14 protein-coding genes are annotated in these 18793 nt (G+C 66.0%); 7 read left to right on the forward strand and 7 right to left on the reverse strand.

The annotated features are described in order from the left end of the window. Nucleotides 1-68: 68 nt before the first annotated feature. Complete coding sequence (locus ACQPYR_RS00340; protein WP_433626177.1) at nt 69-236, reverse strand: hypothetical protein; 168 nt, start codon at nt 234-236, stop codon at nt 69-71. A 126-nt stretch (nt 237-362) separates the two neighbouring features. On the opposite strand from ACQPYR_RS00340, the gene ACQPYR_RS00345 reads away from it, so the two are divergent. Continuing rightward, entirely contained in the window at nt 363-1187 is an 825-nt protein-coding gene (locus ACQPYR_RS00345; protein WP_433626180.1) for an MFS transporter, read from the forward strand. A gap of 229 nt (nt 1188-1416) precedes the next feature. On the opposite strand, the gene ACQPYR_RS00350 is transcribed toward ACQPYR_RS00345, so the two are convergent. After that, on the reverse strand, nt 1417-2982 hold the full coding sequence (locus tag ACQPYR_RS00350; protein WP_433626182.1) for an adenylate/guanylate cyclase domain-containing protein: 1566 nt from the start codon (nt 2980-2982) through the stop codon (nt 1417-1419). A 404-nt stretch (nt 2983-3386) separates the two neighbouring features. Continuing rightward, on the reverse strand, nt 3387-5132 hold the full coding sequence (locus ACQPYR_RS00355) for a DUF4407 domain-containing protein (RefSeq protein ID WP_433626185.1): 1746 nt from the start codon (nt 5130-5132) through the stop codon (nt 3387-3389). A 293-nt stretch (nt 5133-5425) separates the two neighbouring features. Here ACQPYR_RS00355 and aroQ point away from each other — a divergent pair, with 293 nt between their 5' ends. The 4 genes from aroQ to ACQPYR_RS00375 all read left to right on the forward strand — a co-directional run bounded on the left by aroQ (nt 5426) and on the right by ACQPYR_RS00375 (nt 14244). After that, nucleotides 5426-5980: a gamma subclass chorismate mutase AroQ gene (aroQ, locus tag ACQPYR_RS00360; protein ID WP_433626187.1), complete on the forward strand. Its 555-nt coding sequence runs from the start codon at nt 5426-5428 to the stop codon at nt 5978-5980. 766 nt (nt 5981-6746) lie between these two features. Then, the gene (gene gltB, locus ACQPYR_RS00365) at nt 6747-11399 is read left to right on the forward strand and encodes a glutamate synthase large subunit (RefSeq protein WP_433626190.1); all 4653 of its coding nucleotides are present in this window, start codon (nt 6747-6749) and stop codon (nt 11397-11399) included. Between the two features lie 113 nt (nt 11400-11512). Next, the gene (locus tag ACQPYR_RS00370) at nt 11513-12982 is read left to right on the forward strand and encodes a glutamate synthase subunit beta (RefSeq protein WP_433626192.1); all 1470 of its coding nucleotides are present in this window, start codon (nt 11513-11515) and stop codon (nt 12980-12982) included. A gap of 362 nt (nt 12983-13344) precedes the next feature. After that, nucleotides 13345-14244: a cutinase family protein gene (locus ACQPYR_RS00375; RefSeq protein WP_433626195.1), complete on the forward strand. Its 900-nt coding sequence runs from the start codon at nt 13345-13347 to the stop codon at nt 14242-14244. Nucleotides 14245-14331: 87 nt separating this feature from the next. Here ACQPYR_RS00375 and ACQPYR_RS00380 read toward each other — a convergent pair whose 3' ends face one another. Further along, the gene (locus ACQPYR_RS00380; protein ID WP_433626197.1) at nt 14332-14670 is read right to left on the reverse strand and encodes a hypothetical protein; all 339 of its coding nucleotides are present in this window, start codon (nt 14668-14670) and stop codon (nt 14332-14334) included. 160 nt (nt 14671-14830) lie between these two features. Then, a complete protein-coding gene (locus tag ACQPYR_RS00385) occupies nt 14831-15448 on the reverse strand; it encodes a histidine phosphatase family protein (protein ID WP_433626199.1) in 618 nt (205 codons plus the stop codon). 78 nt (nt 15449-15526) lie between these two features. Between ACQPYR_RS00385 and ACQPYR_RS00390 the strand changes: the two genes are divergently transcribed. Beyond that, entirely contained in the window at nt 15527-16105 is a 579-nt protein-coding gene (locus ACQPYR_RS00390) for a Uma2 family endonuclease (protein WP_433626202.1), read from the forward strand. Nucleotides 16106-16117: 12 nt separating this feature from the next. On the opposite strand, the gene ACQPYR_RS00395 is transcribed toward ACQPYR_RS00390, so the two are convergent. After that, a complete protein-coding gene (locus tag ACQPYR_RS00395; RefSeq protein ID WP_433626205.1) occupies nt 16118-16825 on the reverse strand; it encodes a winged helix-turn-helix transcriptional regulator in 708 nt (235 codons plus the stop codon). A 108-nt stretch (nt 16826-16933) separates the two neighbouring features. Between ACQPYR_RS00395 and ACQPYR_RS00400 the strand changes: the two genes are divergently transcribed. After that, complete coding sequence (locus tag ACQPYR_RS00400; protein WP_433626208.1) at nt 16934-18448, forward strand: MFS transporter; 1515 nt, start codon at nt 16934-16936, stop codon at nt 18446-18448. Between the two features lie 54 nt (nt 18449-18502). Here the strand turns inward: ACQPYR_RS00400 and ACQPYR_RS00405 are convergent, their stop codons facing one another. Continuing rightward, entirely contained in the window at nt 18503-18781 is a 279-nt protein-coding gene (locus ACQPYR_RS00405) for a hypothetical protein (protein ID WP_433626211.1), read from the reverse strand. Nucleotides 18782-18793 lie beyond the last annotated feature (12 nt).

Raw genomic sequence — 18793 nt, forward strand, 5'->3', positions numbered from 1 at the left:
GCGGCTGGTAACACGCGGCCGAGTCTAGCCGTCGGCGACCCGCCAGGTGGGGCGCAACATACGGGGGATCAACGCTCGAGCAGTCGGTCCACGACTTTTCGGTACCGCGTCGGGTCGACCGGCGCGAGACCGAGCAGCGCGCGCAGGTAAACGCCGTCGCCGACCAAACGAATGATGTCGGCCCGCACCGGATCCTCGATGTCGGTATCCAGGCCCTGCGACCAACTGTTCATCATGTCCGATAGCGCCTGCTGCACCTCGTCCGTCTCGGGGCCGGACTTGGCATCGATGGTGCCGGCTGCTGTCCATACTGGCCATGGTGCCGGTGGTGTACGCGGTCAAGGAAGTCCGCGGCGCACAGTATGAGCCCGCGGCTCTTGGTGATCGGTGCGATCGGCGTGATCGCGGGTGTGCTGTTCGTGCGCAGGCAGCGCGGTCTGGCACATCCGATGCTCGATTTGAAGCTGTTCGCATTGCCTAGGTTCCGCACTGCGGTGCTCACCAGTCGGCTTGCGGTATTCGCGCTGGCCGGTGTGCTGTTTTCCGGTTCGCAGTATCTGCAATTGGTGCTGGGGCGTTCGCCGATGCAGGCCGGATTGCTGCTGCTGCCCGGTCTCGGGGCGAGCGTATTCGCCTCGCTCGCGGCGGCGTGGATGGTTCGGGTGCTGCGTCCCGGAGTGGTGCTGGGTGGTGCGCTGGTGCTCGCCGCGGTCGGTGCGGCGCTGCTGCTGTGGCTGAGCCCGGATGCGGCGACCAGTACGGTGCCGTTCATCCTCGGGTTCCTGTTCATCGGGGCGGGTGTTGGTGTGGCGCTGACGGTTTCGTCCGATCTGGTGGTGAGTTCGGCTCCTGCCGAAAGGGCCGGTGCCGCCGCGGCGGTTTCGGAGACCGCCTACGAGAGCGGCATCGCTCTCGGTGTCGCCATCCTCGGCAGCGTGACCATGGCGGTGTTCCGCAGCGGGCTCGATCTGTCCCAGGTTCCAGGTGCGCAAACCGAGGCGGCGTCGGAATCCCTCGGCGGTGCTACCGAATTCGCGCGTCAGCTGCCGGAATCGGTGGCCGATGGATTCCTGACCTCGGTGCACGAAGCCTTCGTTTCGGGCGTCCACGCGGCTGCTATCGCCACGGCCGTCGTACTGTTGATCGCTGCTGTGGTGGCCTTCCGGTTGCGGAGGACACGCGGGTAGCCCATCGCAGCCGAGGAGATTCGCCACTGTCGCGAAGATCCCGGTCACCACGAGCGGCGGGGTCTCGGAGGCGGCCAACCGCCGTTCCTGGAGCGTTCGCCGACGCGGTCGAATACTCACTCGGCCAGGGCAGCCGCCATCGAGCGGGCCGCGTCCGCGGACTGGTCGCCGGTGCCGGGCGCGGAGACAGCGGCTCAGATAGCTGGTTTCACCCGGTCAGCCGGGGCTCCTACAGCGGCCTGCCCAGTTGGGTCTGTGTTATCCGGCCGCGGAGGGTGACGGACTCGCCGAGCAGCCAGTACGTCTCCTCGGACGGATCGGCGGCGGCGATGGTCGACGCCGAGGTGAGCAGGCGGTTGGGGTCGGATTTGGCGAGTTCGCAGAGTCGGGCGGCCTCGTTGACCGCATCGCCGATGACGGTGAATTCGTAGCGTTGGTGCGCGCCGACATTGCCCGCGACGACGCGGCCCGCGGCAACGCCGATGGCGGCGGTGAAATCGGAGGCCTTGGCGGTCAAGCGGTTTCGGATGGCGCGGGCACACGACAGGGCCGTGCCCGCCGCGTCGTCGAGCGGTGCCGGCGTGCCGAAGACGGCGAGTGCGGCGTCGCCCTGGAACTTGTTCAGCAGGCCGCCGCACCCTTCGACCTCGTCGACCACGATCTCGAAGAAACTGTTCAGGATGGCGACGATTTCGGTGGCGGGTCGGGTGGCGGTCATGGTCGTCGAGCCGATGATGTCGATGAACAGCACGGCCGCCTCGCGCTCCACCCCGCCGAGATTCGGCTCGCGCTCGAGCGCCGCCTCCGCCACCTCGTGGCCGACATGTCTGCCGAACAGATCCCTGATCTGTTCGCGCTCACGCAATCCCGCCACCATGCGATTGAATCCGCTTTGCAGCTCACCCAATTCGGTGCCGTCGTACACGGTGACCGCGACATCGAGATCGCCGTCCTCCACCCGACGCAGCGCGCGCCGCACACCTCGAATGGGTGCGACCGTCGCCGAAAGCGTCTGCGCCATCAGCAATAGACCGAAGCAGAGCCCGGCTCCGCCGAGCGCCAGCATGCACACCGCCAACCGCGCCGTGCTCACGGTGTCCATGGTCAGCGCCATGATCGCGAGCACCATAGAGCCTGCGACCGGCACCGCGGAGCCCAGCGTCCAGGCCAGAATCGACCGGCCGAAGACACCGATCCCGCGCCGCTGTCGTGAGGCGGCCGCCTCCAATACCCGGGCGGTCGAGGGTCGCAGCGCGAACTCGATGATCAGATAACTGTTGGCGGAAACCACGATCGCACTGATCCCGATGCCGAAGACGATTTTCGGAATCAGCGCCGGATCCGACAGTCCGTACAGCGTGGTCAGCAGCGCCATCCCGCCCAGCCACAGCACCGCCTGGCACCCTACGAGCAGTATCGGCACCCGCGTGGCCGCGATCTGTTCCGCCTCGTTCGGCACCTGATCCGGATCGATGGCCCAACGCAACGCACGCAGCCCGCGGGTCGTGCCCCACCACATCCCGATCAGCAGCGCCAGCACCCCGTACAGCGGTGTCGCAACGAAATTGAGCAGCACCAGCCGCCGGGTGAACACCGTCGGCCCGGGCAGTACGAAGCCGATCAAGGCGATCGAGACCGTAATCCCGGTGACATTCGCGATCAACAACGGCACTGTCAGCAGCAACTGCACCCGAATCCGCCGCTTCCCCGCCGACTCCCCGGCCGACCCGAGCAGCCGCGACCCCCACGGGGCAGCCCCCGCATCCGGCACGGTCCGCAAGTCACTGTCGGGCATGCGTTGCAGACTATGCGCCGCGGTGGTGTCAACGGCAGTCAGCGGTGCCGGCATCGAGCGGCCGCCGGTCGAGCTTGGCGGCAGCCTCTCGAACCGGGCCGCGACTTCCGCCGACAGCAGGGCACCCCACCGAGCCCGTCGCACAAGGCCGGGTGAACCAGATGTGGTTACCGCGGCCGATCGAAGGGACTCATGCCTCCGATGGCGCCATCGGTCAGGCCGCACGAACCGGCTGCTGGATCGTGCAGGCCAGTTGGCGGCAGCAGTTCCCCCGGAGTGACTGCGGCCCGCAGTTGGCACCGCATAGCACCCGCCGAACATTCGGTACACCAACGTGGACACGGCGGTTGATCCTCGGGCGTCCGGTCTCGGACGGCCATGAACCGGCTGCTGGATCGTGCGGATCAGTTGGCGGGCGGCAGTTCCCTTGGGCCGCGGTGGCCCGGGAGTTCGTTGCGGGGGCGGGTCGAGAGTTCGTCGTGGCGGTCGGCTTGGGAAAGGTTGTAGCCCTGGGAGTGGGGGTTCTGGGTGTAGTCCGCGTCGACGACAGTGGCTGCGACGCGTTGGGCGTGCCAGGACTCGGGGGTGGCGGGCAATTGGTAGCCGGGGTGCGCGGGCTGCGTCATGGCCGGGGCGTGCGAATCCTGGGTGTCGACGGTCACCTTGCGGGTGCGGCGCAGGGTGAAGGTGATCTCCTCGACCTCTTCGAACGCCTGGCGGGCGGTGCGCAGCGGGTGGGTGGCGGTGTCGAGCGCATTGGCGACGAACGCGGGCACCAGCGGTCGGATGAAGCGGGCCGCGGTATCGGAGAACGGCACGGTGCCGATCAGCGGAAGTTCCAGGCCGCCGCTCTTGGATGCGGCGGGTGCGGCCGAGGCGGTATGCGGTACCACCGCGCCTGCACCGCCGGTCGGTGCGAGCGCGCCCGCACTCACGGTGGCCGGAAGATTGGGGGTCACCTCATGAGACACGGAGCTGTCCTCTCGGTCGCCAGCCGTTCCGGCTGGAAGTTCACCGCGTCCCGGGTCCGTGATGCCGATTTCCAATCCGCCGATGGCGGCGATGATCCGGGTGCGCTGACGCTCCCGGTCGATGGCGGTATCGGCCTCGACGGCCAGTCGGGCGGCGGTCAATTGTTGTTCGGTGCGCAGGTTTTCGGCCTCGGTCCGCACCTCGGCGCGTTTCACCGCGATGGCGGCGTCGGCGCTGCGTTCGGCGCGGTCCTGCACGGTGTGGAAGGCCAGTCGCCGATCGAGTGAGGTCTCCCCGCGCCACCACCGCATGATCAGCGGCAGCAGCGCGAGCAGGACGAAGGTGAGGATGCTCAGCACCCGCAGCAGGAATGCGCCCGCCGTACCGGTGGTGTAGTCGTTCATGGCCAGCCAGCGCGCGCCGAGGCCGCGATCGGCTTCGGCGAAGGCGGCGGAACCGGCGGTGTCGAGGGCCTTCTGGTCCTCGGTGATCCGCTGGTCCAGTCCGGCGACCCGATCCTGCGCCGCGGCCAACTGCTTGCGCGCGTCGTCGAGCATCGCGTTGGCGGTCTGCGATTCGGGACCGCGACCGGGCACACCGGTGATCCGGGTCTGCGGGCATTCCGGCGTCGGGTTGTATTCGCAGCGCGCGATCACCAGCGCGTGGTCGATATCGGCCTGCGCTTTGGTAATCGACTGGTCCAGTGCGGCGCGATCGCCCTTGGCGCGGTCCAGTTCGGTCCGCGCGGTAACCACCGCAGGTGCGGAATCGACCGCACGCTGCGCCTTTTCATCGAGCAGCCGATCGACGGTGCCGCCGAACAGCACCGTCGAAGCGAGTTCTGCGACCAGTACCCCGGCCACCACCGCGACCGCAATCCGTCCGGCGAGGCCGCGGCGATCCGGTCCACCGGCGGGTCGTGCGGTCGCCAGGGCACGGGCCACCGTACCCGCCAGCAGTGCGACGACGAGCGCGACGAACACGATGGCTGACAGCGGCATGGCATCGACCGCGGCGAGTGCGATCGTGCCGACGATCCCGGCCACCGCCGCGAACAGCAGTACCACGGCGCCGCTCACGGCATAATCCGCCCGCTCATGCGGATAGTCGAGTTCGGTCCCACCCTGCTCGCGCCCGACACCTCCACCGAGCCAGGTGAACAAGCCGGTGACTGTCATGGGATCCCACATCCTCTACATCCCAAGTCAAAGTGGCGGCCCGCTAGCGACTGCTTGCAGGTCGCTCGAAAACCCGCCGAAGCTGTCACTGATTCGTTGTCACAGCGTGACAGGCCCGACCGCGACACACCGAGCACGCGGCCCGGGATGTGGTCAGGCTCACAGATTTGGTATGACCGCCCGACTTGTGCGCCCGCTCACCCTTAATCTGGCAGGAATGACCGCACCGGAAAGAGCCGACGAACGGGGTGTTGCGAGTGTTTTTCCGAGGCTCGGCAAGGGTTTTGTTGTGTGTGGCAGCTGCTCTGTTGATGGCCGCCCCCGATAGCCGTGCGCAAACACTCGATGACGATCCGGCCTTGGATCGCATCGTCGCTCTGGTGACCGAACGCCTGGATACCGCCGACGCCGTCGCCGCGGCCAAATGGGCGACGGCCGCGCAGAACGGCGGCAGGCCCTCGATCGACGATCCGGAACGCGAAGCGCAGGTGTACGGCGCGATGGTGCGCCTCGGCGCCGACCGCGGACTTCCGGAAAGCTGGATCTATCAGGTGTTCTTCGGACAGATCGAGGCCAACAAGATCGTCCAGCGCGGTCTGGTCACCCGGTGGCGCTTCGATCCGGCCGCGGCGCCGGGCACGCCGCCGGACCTGGCGTCGGTGCGTCCGGTGATCGACCGGGTGAATCTGGAAATCGTCGACCAACTCGTACTGCGCCGCGCCGAGCTCACCGGTCCGAACTGTGTCGTGCGCCTGGCATCGCCCGTTTTCGGGATGCTCGCCTCCGGCCGCGATGCGCTGCATCAGGCGGCGCTGGTCCGTGCCGCCGCCGCGCTGTGCGGTCCCTAGACGGGTGTGCCGCAAGCCGCAAGTCGTCGGCACCTGGTGTCGCCCGAGGTAAATGTGTTGTAAACCACTCGAATTCGATTGCTGGAAATGTGCTGAATCCCACATAGAGCAAAAGAGTCCGGACGGTCGGATCGGGTTGTGTGCTTGTCACACCCCTGTCGGAAATCTCTCATCCAGCCCGCCTGCGAGTTAGCCACCGTGGATCGGGTTTGCCCCGACCGAAGCAGGGGAAATCCACTTCGATGCAGGTGAGCGCCGGTTCTCGGGGTGTCGCGTGCGGCGTGGTGCGGGTACTGGGCACCCGTTCTCGCTGGTTGGCACCCGGTGCCAAGGGGATCGATCGCACCGCGTTCGCTGCTTTACACTGGACGACGCGCACACGTGGAGGACCAATTGAAGAAGCCCAGCTAGACCCGGTTATTAGCACGACCTAAGTTGGTTGGGCCCAGGACCTGACTTATCGTTTGCTCTTAATGCCGAACACAACAATGTTCGGCAATAGCGCCCGCTCGGGCTCGGAAAACCGGTGCCCAAGCGTAGCGGGCGCGCACCCGTGCGGAGGTAAGGGACACGTAAGCGTTCCGTTACCGACGAGCACCCCTACGTCATCGCAGCGGGTGGACAACTGGAGACGTGACTGCACGAAGAAGACCATCAGCGCGGCTGGTTTCGCAACGTACAGGCGCAGTCTTGACGGAGGCAATCGACGAAAGGCCCCTTTCCCATAGGCCGATTCATCGAGGCCGACTTTCTTGAAGGCAGAGGCATGACGCAACTTCCTGGCCACAGGTCCCCCGGACCCATCGGGCTCTATGACCCGGCGAACGAGCACGACGCCTGCGGTGTCGCATTCGTCGTCGACATGCACGGCCGCCGCAGCCGCGACATCGTCGACAAGGCTATTACGGCTCTGTTGAACCTGGAGCACCGCGGTGCCGCAGGTGCCGAACCCAATAGTGGTGACGGCGCCGGCATCCTGATCCAGATTCCGGACCGGTTCTTCCGTGCCGTGGTCGATTTCGAGTTGCCGCCGGAGGGCTCCTACGCCACCGGTATCGCCTTCCTGCCGCAGGCCCGCCGCGAGGCGACCAAGGCCGCCTACGGCCTGGAGCGCATCGTCGAATCCGAGGGCCTCGCCGTGCTCGGCTGGCGCGAGGTGCCCACCGACGAGTCCACCCTGGGTGCGCTGGCCCGCGACGCCATGCCGACCTTCCGCCAGATCTTCATCGGCTCGCCGAAGGGTTCGGCCGAGCAGCTGTCGGGCATGGATCTGGAGCGCCGGGCCTACGTGGTGCGCAAGCGCGTCGAGCACGAACTGGGCAAGGCCGGTGCGGGCGAGGGCGCGGTCGGCAAGGAATCGGTGTACTTCCCGAGCCTGTCCGGTCAGACCTTCGTCTACAAGGGCATGTTCACCACTCCGCAGCTGCGCGCGTTCTACCTGGACCTGCAGGACGGCCGGATGGAGTCCGCCCTCGGCATCGTGCACTCCCGGTTCTCCACCAACACCTTCCCGTCGTGGCCGCTGGCGCATCCGTTCCGCCGGGTCGCGCACAACGGTGAGATCAACACCGTCACCGGTAACGAGAACTGGATGCGCGCCCGCGAGGCGCTGCTGCGCTCGGATGTCTTCGGCATCGACGAGGCCGGCAACAACCGCCTGCAGAAGATCTTCCCCGTCTGTACCCCGGGGGCGAGTGATACCGCGCGCTTCGACGAGGTGCTGGAACTGCTGCACCTCGGCGGCCGCAGCTTGCCCCACGCGGTGCTGATGATGATTCCCGAGGCCTGGGAACGCAACGAGAACATGGACCCGCAGCGGCGGGCGTTCTACCGCTACCACTCGATGCTGATGGAGCCGTGGGACGGCCCGGCATCGGTGTGCTTCTCCGACGGCACCGTGGTCGGCGCCGTGCTCGACCGCAACGGTCTGCGCCCCAGCCGCATCTGGGTCACCGATGACGGTCTGGTGGTCATGGCCTCCGAGGTCGGTGTCCTCGATATCGATCCGGCCAAGGTGGTCCAGAAGGTGCGGCTGCAGCCGGGCCGCATGTTCCTGGTCGACACCTCGCAGGGCCGCATCGTCGGCGACGAGGAGCTCAAGAGCCAGCTGGCCGCCGAGCACCCGTACCAGGAATGGCTCGATGCCGGCGTGACCAAGCTGGCCGACCTGCCCGACCGTCCGCACGTGCACATGTCGCACGATCGCGTGCTGATCCGCCAGCAGATCTTCGGATACACCAATGAAGAGCTGAACCTGCTGATCTCGCCGATGGCCAAGACCGGCGGTGAGGCGCTCGGCTCGATGGGCACCGACACCCCGATCGCGGTGCTGTCCTCGCGCCCCCGGCTGCTCTTCGACTACTTCTCCCAGCTGTTCGCACAGGTGACCAACCCCCCGCTGGACGCGATCCGCGAAGAAGTGGTGACCAGCCTGCGCCGGGCCCTCGGCCCGGAGGCCGACCTGCTGCATCCCGGCCCGGAGTCCTGCCACCAGATCACCATCCCGCAGCCGATTCTGGACAACGACGAGCTGGCCAAGCTCATCCACATCAACGACGACGGCTCGCATCCGGAGCTGCGCTCGGTGGTCGTGCACGGTCTGTACCCGGTGAAGAAGGGTGGCAAGGGCCTGCGCAAGGCGCTCGAGGCCATCAACACCCAGGTCTCGGCCGCCATCGAGGGCGGCGCGCGGATCATCGTGCTGTCCGACCGCGAGTCCAATGAGAAGCTGGCGCCGATTCCGTCGCTGCTGCTGACCTCGTCGGTGCACCACCACCTGGTGCGCGAGCGCACTCGCACCATGGTCGGCGTGGTCGTCGAGGCCGGTGACGCCCGCGAGGTGCATCACATGGCCATGCTGGTCGGCTTCGGCGCGGCCGCGATCAACCCGTACATGGCCTTCGAGACCATCGAGGATCTGCTCGAGCGCGGTGGGCTCCAGATGCCGGGCAGCACCGGCGATCTGGCCGCCGATTACCGCAAGGCCGTCGCGAACTACAACAAGGCTGCGAGCAAGGGCGTGCTGAAGGTGATGTCCAAGATGGGCATCTCCACCATCGCCTCCTACACCGGCGCGCAGTTGTTCCAGGTGATCGGCCTGTCGCAGGAACTGGTGGACGAGTACTTCACCGGCCTGCGTTCGCATCTGGACGGCATCGGCCTCGACGAGATCGCCGCCGATGTGGCAGCCCGGCACACCGTGGCGTTCCTGGAGAACCGCAACGAGCGCGCGCACCGCGAGCTCGAGGTAGGCGGTGAATACCAGTGGCGGCGCGAGGGTGAATACCACCTGTTCAACCCCGACACCGTCTTCAAGCTGCAGCACGCCACCCGCAGCGGTCAGTACTCGATCTTCAAGGAGTACACCAAGCTGGTCGACGATCAGTCCGAGCGGCTGGCCTCGCTGCGCGGTCTGTTCAAATTCCGGACCGGTGAGCGCAAGCCGATTTCGATCGATGAGGTCGAACCGGCCAGCGCCATCGTCAAGCGGTTCTCCACCGGCGCGATGAGCTACGGCTCCATCTCCTCCGAGGCGCACGAGACCCTCGCGATCGCGATGAACCGCCTCGGCGGTCGCTCGAATTCCGGTGAGGGCGGCGAACATCCGGCCCGCTTCGAGGTCGAGGAGAACGGTGACTGGCGGCGTTCGGCGATCAAGCAGGTCGCCTCGGGTCGTTTCGGTGTCACCGCGCACTACCTGACCAACTGCACCGATATCCAGATCAAGATGGCGCAGGGCGCCAAGCCCGGTGAGGGCGGTCAGCTGCCCGCGCACAAGGTGTACCCGTGGGTCGCCGAGGTGCGGCACTCGACGCCGGGCGTCGGCCTGATCTCGCCGCCGCCGCACCACGATATCTACTCGATCGAGGATCTGGCGCAGCTGATCCACGATCTGAAGAACGCGAACCCGCAGGCGCGGATTCACGTGAAACTTGTTGCGGAGCCAGGTGTCGGCACGGTTGCGGCCGGTGTGTCGAAGGCGCACGCGGACGTGGTGCTGATCTCCGGCCACGACGGTGGTACCGGCGCCTCGCCGCTGACCTCGCTCAAGCATGCGGGCGGTCCCTGGGAGCTCGGCCTGGCCGAGACCCAGCAGACGTTGCTGCTCAACGGACTTCGCGATCGCATCGTCGTGCAGGTCGACGGCCAGATGAAGACCGGCCGCGACGTGATGATCGCCGCACTGCTCGGCGCCGAGGAATTCGGTTTCGCCACTGCGCCCCTGGTGGTTTCGGGCTGCATCATGATGCGGGTCTGCCACCTCGACACCTGCCCCGTCGGTGTCGCGACGCAGAACCCGGTGCTGCGCGAACGCTTCACCGGCAAGCCGGAATTCGTCGAGAACTTCATGCTGTTCATCGCCGAAGAGGTACGGGAACTGCTGGCGGAGTTGGGCTTCCGCACCCTGGACGAGGCCATCGGCCGGGTCGATATGCTCGACACCTCCCAGGCCAAGGCGCACTGGAAGGCCAGCAAGCTGGACCTGTCGCCGATCCTCGACGATGTCGAGACGGCATTCATGCGCCAGGACCGGTACTGCACCAAGAGCCAGGACCACGGCTTGGACCGGGCGCTGGACGTGCAGCTGATCGCGCAGAGCGCCGATGCGCTCGAGCGCGGCCAAGCGGTGAAGTTCGAAACCAAGATCACGAACGTGAACCGCACCGTCGGCACCATGCTCGGCCACGAGGTGACCAAGCTCTACGGTGGCGCGGGCCTGCCCGACGACACCATCGACATCACCTTCACCGGTTCCGCGGGCAACAGCTTCGGCGCGTTCGTGCCCGCCGGCATCACGCTGCGGGTGCAGGGCGACGCGAACGACTATGTGGGCAAGGGTCTTTCCGGCGGCCACCTGATCGTGCGCCCGTCGCTGAACGCACCGGCCGACTTCGTCGCGGAGCAGAACATCATCGCGGGCAACGTGATCCTGTTCGGCGCCACCAGCGGCCAGGCCTTCATCAACGGTGTGGTCGGCGAGCGGTTCGCCGTGCGCAACTCCGGCGCCACCGCGGTGGTCGAGGGCGTCGGTGACCACGGCTGTGAGTACATGACCGGTGGTCGGGTGGTCATCCTCGGTGAGACCGGCCGCAACTTCGGCGCCGGTATGTCCGGCGGTGTCGCGTTCGTCTACGACCCGAACGGCACCTTCGAGGCAAAGCTCAACCCCGAGCAGGCCGACGCGGTCGAGCAGCTCGCCGGTGACGACTTCACCTGGCTGCGCGACATCGTCACCCAACACCGCGATCAGACGGGTTCGGCTGTCGCCGAACGCATTCTGAGCGACTGGTCCCAGCAGGTGAACCACTTCGTGAAGGTTATGCCGCGCGAATACAAGAAGGTTTTGCTCGCGATCTCCGAGGCCGAGAAGAACGGCACGGACGTCGACGAGGCGATTATGGAGGCGGCACGTGGCTGACCAAAAAGTTCTAAAGATGTCGACGAGGCGCTGTGACCATTCAAGGCGGCACGTGGCTGACCAGGGAGTTTTAAAGATGTCGACGAGGCGCTGTGACTATTCGGGGGCGGCACGTGGCTGACCCGCAAGGATTTCTGAAGCACACCAAACGGGAACTGCCGACGCGTCGTCCGGTTCCGCTGCGCCTGATGGACTGGAAAGAGGTCTACGAGCAGGGTTTCTCACACCAGACCCTGCAGACCCAGGCCAGCCGGTGTATGGACTGCGGTATTCCGTTCTGTCACAACGGCTGTCCGCTGGGCAACCTGATCCCGGAGTGGAACGACCTGGTTCACAAGGGCCAGTGGCGTGAGGGCATCGACCGGCTGCACGCGACCAACAACTTCCCGGAGTTCACCGGGCGGCTGTGCCCGGCGCCGTGCGAGGCGTCCTGTGTCCTCGGCATCAACCAGGATCCGGTGACGATCAAGCAGGTCGAGGTCGAGCTCATCGAGAACGCCTTCGACGAGGGCTGGGTAACGCCGGTCTACCCGACCCGCCTCACCGGCAAGCGGGTCGCGGTGGTCGGTTCCGGTCCGGCCGGTCTGGCCGCCGCACAGCAGCTGACCAGGGCCGGTCACACCGTGACCGTCTTCGAGCGCGCCGACCGCATCGGTGGCCTGCTGCGCTACGGCATTCCGGAATTCAAGATGGAGAAGCGCTTCATCGACCGCAGGCTCGCGCAGATGGAGGCCGAGGGCACCATCTTCAAGACCGGGGTGAACGTCGGTGTCGACATCACCGCCGCGCAGCTGCGTGCGCGGTTCGACGCGATCGTGCTGGCCGGTGGCGCCACCCTCGCGCGTGACCTGCCCATCCCGGGCCGGGATCTGGACGGCATCCACCAGGCGATGGAATTCCTGCCGTGGGCCAACCGGGTGCAACTCGGCGACGATGTCACCGACGAGAACGGCCTGCCGCCGATCCACGCCAAGGACAAGAAGGTCGTCATCATCGGTGGCGGTGACACCGGCGCGGACTGCCTGGGCACCTCGCATCGTCAGGGCGCGGCCAGCATCCACCAGTTCGAGATCATGCCGCGGCCGCCGGAGGAGCGCGCCTCCTCCACCCCGTGGCCGACCTACCCGCTCATGTACCGGGTCTCCTCGGCGCACGAGGAGGGCGGCGAACGCGTGTTCTCGGTGAACACCGAGCGTTTCGTCGGCGCGGACGGCAAGGTCACCGCGCTGGAGGCGCACGAGGTCAAGATGGTCAACGGCCGCTTCGAGAAGGTGGAAGGCACCGACTTCACCCTCGAGGCCGATCTGGTGCTGCTCGCCATGGGCTTCACCGGACCCGAGAAGCCGGGCCTGCTCGAAGGTCTCGGCGTCGGCTACGACCAGCGCGGCAATGTCCAGCGCGATAAGAACTGGTCGACCAATGTCCCCGGCGTCTTCGTCGCCGGTGATATGGGCCGCGGCCAGTCGCTGATCGTCTGGGCCATCGCCGAGGGCCGCGCCGCCGCGTCTGCGGTCGACAAGTTCCTCGAGGGCGAGACCGCGCTGCCCGCGCCGATCCCGCCGACGGCGGTCGCGCAACGATAGAACCTCTCTTACCGGAGCGGAAAGGGCGCCTGTGGATCTCGAATCCACAGGCGCCCTTATCGTTTGCCATGCGTACGTATTCGATCTTGGCGCGACACGCGGAAGGTCGCTGAGCGGAGCCGTTTTCGGCGGGCGCTGACGGGAATCGGACACGGTAACGAGTTCGAATGGCGCAGGTCGAGGCGTTGCCTTATTGTGATCTGCGGCGTGGTGCGTGATCTTGGGATGTGGGTTGCGACGTATGTGTCATACCGGTGGGTGACCCGATATGCACTGGACCGACATCCGCCGAGGTCAGCACGGTTGGCAAATGACTGTCGGAGCTAGCTCTCGCAAGGGGCGATGTTTTGAACTGGAGCGGTATGCGGTTGAAGAAGGTGGCCGCCGCACTCGGTGCGTGCGCGGCTGTAGCATCCGGCGTAGTAGTTGGTAGCGGTTCGGTAACGGCCGATCCGGGCTGCCCGAGCCTGTATGTGGTCGCGATTCCCGGTACTTGGGAGACCGGCAAGGACAAGACGCCGCAGCCCGGCATGCTGGCCGGCGTCACCAATGGCCTGGGCCGATCGGTGGACGTCGATTACGTGACCTATGCCGCGACCGCGTTCCCGTGGGAGGGCGATGTCTACGGCGCGTCCAAGAAGGAAGCGACCGATCGCGCCCGCGGCCTGGCCACCGAGATGGCACAGAGCTGTGGCGGCACCAAGATCGCGATCGTCGGCTACAGCCAGGGTGCGGATGCGGCGGGCGACCTCGCCGCCGAAATCGGCACCGGGCTCAGCCCGATTCCGGCGGACCGGATCGCGGGTGTCGGCCTGATCTCCGATCCGCGCCGCTCGCCCACCGACATCCAGGTCGGACCGGTCGCGCCGGGCGCGGGCGCCGGCGGTGCCCGGGTCGGCGGCTTCGGCTGGCTCAGCGATCGCACCCGCACCATCTGCGCGCTCGACGATCTCTACTGCGCAACCGCCACCGACGATTTCGTGACCCGGTTCGCCGGCTTCCTCGCGCAGACCTCGGAGGCGAATCCGGCCAACCTCTGGCGCTACCAGCTCGAGGCGGGCGCCATCATGAACGACCTGATGAACCTCGGCGGCATCCCGACGCTGCAGTCGCAGCTCACCGAATCCGCCAACCAGCAGCGGGCGAAGGATCTGGAGCGGTTCTACAACTCGCACGCGCATACGCTCTACGGCAGCTACCCGGTGGGCGGCGGGCAGACCGCCATCTCCTGGATGCACAACTGGATCGCGGGCATGGCCTGACTCTGAGGCGATAGTCCCAGACAAAAGCGCAGGCCACCCTTCCACACGGAGGGGTGGCCTGCGCTTTTGCCGAACGCCCTGTACTGCTCAGCCAGCCGATCCGGTCGACGGCAGGGCCGGTACACCCGGCAGCAGCGGCGGCTGTCCGGGGCCATTGTGCCAATCACCGCCGGGGCCATTGTGCCAATCATCAGGACCGCGACCGTCATGGTCGCCGCGACCGTCCCAGTCACCGTGATGGTGGCGGTTGATTTCGGTGCCTTGCAACGGAATCTGGTCCGATACTGTCTGAACCGTCGGCACGGACGAATCGGCCGTGGCCGCGGATGCGGTGACCGCGAGCGCGCTGAGCGGAATTGCGGCCAACGCGCCCGCGATCGCAACGCGAGCGAAACCACGCCTGAAGGTCGATGTCTTGGTGAGCAAAACGGATTCCTTTCCTCGGACGATGAGTCGCTGGTTGGTTCGAGCGACCTTTCAGTAGTCGCTGCGGCGGCTCACCAGTCCAATACAAGGCTCCGTCACTGGGATTGAGGTGCGATCATTCTGGCAGTCGACTGTGAATGACCGGTGCTGGGAACAACCGTCAAGGTTGCTGTGAAATATTGCGCGGCAACAGATCCCACACGTGGCCGCTCTCATTGATGGTCGCGGCGGTCCGGCGGCCACTGCGGGAGAACAGGATCCGGGTGATCGAGCAGTAGTCGATCGGGAAGGTCAGCGGCCGGGCCAGGCCGAGCACCTCCTGCAGGAACACATTGATCACCCCGCCGTGCGCGAAGACGAGCACCGTATCGGCCGGATCGGTGTGCGCGGCGATCGAGGTGATGGCATCGCGTACCCGGGTGGTGAAGGCCGCCGCGTCGATCTGTTCGGGCAGATGCCCGGACTTTATCCGGTCGTAGACGGCCGCGAATTCGACCTTGGCATCCTCGATCGGAATGTAGGAGGGCAGGTCGCGATCGTATTCGGCCAGATCGTCGATCACATCCACCGCAAGCCCGAGTTTCGCCGCGGTCGGCTCGGCCGTCTCCCGCGCCCGTAGCTGCGGACTGCTCACGATCCGACTGATCCGATGCTGACTCAATGCCGCAGGCACTCGTTCGGCCTGCTCTAGGCCGACCGGCGCCAATCCGGGATCGGCCGGTCCATTGGAGTCTTGCACCCGCAACGGCTGAGCATGACGAACGAATATCAACTGCACCCAGCCCACTCTGCCGTATGATCGCTGTTCATTCGCACTAGGGGGATTAAGCGACGTATGGGTGCCATACTCGAAGCCATGACCGTCGAACCGTTTCCGCAGTGGCTGCGCCCGCCGCCGGGTGGGTTCGTCGCCGAGGATCTGGATCGCCTGCCGGACCTGCCCCCGCGTACCGAGTTGATCGACGGGAGTCTTGTCTTCGTCAGCCCGCAGGCGAAGTTTCACATGCAGGCCATTAACTTGCTCGCTTTCGCTCTGAACCCCTTGGCTCCCGCACATCTGCGGATTCGTCGGGAGATGTCAGTGACGCTGGGACGTGACCAGCGACCTGAACCCGACATCATCGCGGTACATGCCGACCGCGATGGTGGTCCGGAGCTGACGACATACCAGGCCGATGACGTCGTGCTCGCCATCGAGGTTGTGTCGGTGGAATCTCGCACTCGTGATCGCGAACGCAAGCCCCAGCTGTATGCACGGGCAGGCATCACCCACTTCTGGCGTGTCGAGAATGTCGACGGGCGTCCGGTGGTCTATGTCTACGAACTCGATCCCGCGACAAAGACATACGCCCTCACTGGGATCCATCATGACCGCCTGCGGCTGAGTGTTCCGTTCGAGATCGACATCGATCTGACTGAAATCGACCGGTGGTAGATTCGTCGCCGCTTACTGCGGGGGATTCGCGGTGCATTCCGGGGGTAGCTCGAAGAAGCTGACGAATTGTTCGACGGCAGCGGGCGGCCCACTGATCTCGGTTTCGCCGCAGGCCACGCTTTCGACCAGCGGTCGGCCGTGGAAGGCGATGGCGATGAAGACCGGGACCGTGGTGTGGATGGCGACGGTTGCGGAACCGGTCGCGCCACGGCTGATGCCCAGGGTGTCATCGGCGATCACCGCGTGGAATTCGTCTGTGCCGGAATCGGATCCGGTGAAGTACAAGTCGTAGTCGGCGTGCACACCTGCGGCACGGGCGGGTTGGAAGAAGGTGCGCAGGGTGACTATCAGCGAATCGGTGGACATGTCCGAGCAGCTGTAGCTGTTGGGGGTGCGGGCGCCCCAGCGGTTGAGCGCGACGATCACGTCATCGAGTTCGCGACCCCAATCGGTGAGGTCGTATACGGCGGCGCCGACCGGTGGCGGCAGCTTGCGTTTGTGCACGATGCCGATATGGACGAGTTCCTCGAGCCGTTGCGAGAGCACATTGGGACTGATGCCGGGCAGTCCGGCGCGCAGATCGGTGAAGCGCTTCGGGCCGTGGAGCAATTCGCGCACTACGAGCAGAGTCCAGCGCTCGCCGACGAGGTCGAGCGCGCGGGCGGCACCGCAGGCGTCGTGGTAGCTGCGCTTGGCGCGCTGCTCCGGGGCAACAGTCATGAGCTACAGCATATCAGTCGATTCTTCAACTGAATTAATTAGTTGTCTTTTAGGACTAACCATTGCTAGCGTGCCACAGTAACGATCTTCGGGTGGAAGGCGTCTGTGGTGACGGAAGCAAAAGAACGACATAGACAGGTGGGGGAGGCTCCGGCCGGTTCGGACAGCAAGCGCTGGCTCGCCCTCTATGTGTTGTGCGGCGGCATGCTGATGATCGTGCTCGATGCGACGATCGTGAATGTCGCACTCGCGGATATCCAGACCGACCTGGGCTTCACCGCATCGGGTCTGGCCTGGGTGGTGAACGGATATCTGATCTCCTTCGGTGGCCTGCTCATGCTGGCCGGCCGACTCGGTGACCTGATCGGTCGCCGCACCATGTTCCTGTCCGGTCTGGTGGTCTTCACCCTGGCCTCGGCGCTGTGTGGTGCGGCCGTCAACGAGGTGACCCTCATCGCGGCCCGCTTCCTGCAGGGCATCGGCGGCGCCATGACCTCGGCGGTCATCCTCGGCATGATCTTCGCGATGTTCCCGGATCCGCGCGAGCAGGCCAAGGCGATCGGTCGCTACGCCTTCGTCGCGTCGGCCGGTGGTGCGATCGGCCTGCTGCTCGGCGGTTTCCTGACCGCCCTGGACTGGCGGCTGATATTCCTGGTCAACCTGCCGATCGGCATTGCGGTCGGCCTCGGCGCGCTGAAGATCCTGGACAAGGACAAGGGCACCGGACTGAAGGACGGCGCGGATGTGCCCGGCGCCGTGCTGATCACGGCGGCGCTGATGCTCGGCGTCTACACGATCGTCAAGCCTGCGGCGGAATACGGCTGGACCGATCCGGTCACGCTCGGGCTCGGCGCGGCCGCGCTGGTACTGCTCGGCGGATTCATCGCGCGGGAAGCGACGGCGGCCACCCCGCTGATGCCGCTGAAAATCTTCCGCTCCCGGAATCTGTCCGGCGCCAATGTGATCCAGGTGCTGACCGTGGCCGGCATGTTCGGCATGTTCTTCATGGGTTCGCTGTACCTCAAGCAGGTGCTCGGTTATTCGCCGATCCAGCTCGGCACGGCCTTCTTCCCGGTCGCGGCGATCATGGGTCTGCTGTCGGTGCGCTACTCCGAACACCTGGTGATGCGCTTCGGCGCCCGCAAGGTGCTGATTCCCGGTCTGCTGCTGATCCTCGTCGCGCTGCTCTGGCTGACCCGGGCCCCGGTGGACGGCAGCTACTGGATCGACATCTTCGGCCCGATGGTGCTGTTCGGTACCGGTGCGGGTCTGGCGTTCCCGTCGCTGATGAATCTGGCCATGTCGGGGGTCGAGCCGCAGGAGGCCGGGCTGGCCTCGGGTCTGGCCAACACCACCATGCAGGTCGGTGGTGCGCTCGGTCTGGCGGTGCTGGCCACGCTGTCGGCGAGCAAGACCGAACATCTGCTGAAGGACGGTGTCGCGGCGAATGTGGCGCTCACCAACGGATTCCACCTGGCGTTCTGGATCGGTGCCGCACTGGTGATCGCCGCGCTGGTCGCGGCGATGGTGGTGCTGAAGTCGGTGCAGACGCAGTCGCACGACGAAATCGATGACGAGCTTTTGCTCGAGGCCGAGGTGGCCTCCGAACGCACCGTCATCTAGTCCGAAATACCGAAAAGGCCCGGTTCGCGAAGCGAGCCGGGCCTTTTCATGGATTTACTGCTGCTTCTTGCGCTGGGTCAGCAGGTAGATGCCGCCGACGATCAGGGCGACGACGACCAGGCAGCAGATGCCGCCGATGATCAGCCCGCTGCTGCTCTTCTTCTTTTTCTTGGCCGCGAACTCCACTGCCGATGCGACAGTGTCGGAGTTGGTCCACGTGTCCGCGCTCGCCCACACCTGCGGGTCCAGCAGGGCGGTGTTGGTCAGCAGATCAAGGTACATATGCATCCCATTGTCGAAGGTAACGGCCTCCTCCCGGGGCCGAATTGTCAACACTAGTAGGCG

This window comes from Nocardia sp. CA-120079, from assembly GCF_050955745.1.
Classification (GTDB): domain Bacteria; phylum Actinomycetota; class Actinomycetes; order Mycobacteriales; family Mycobacteriaceae; genus Nocardia.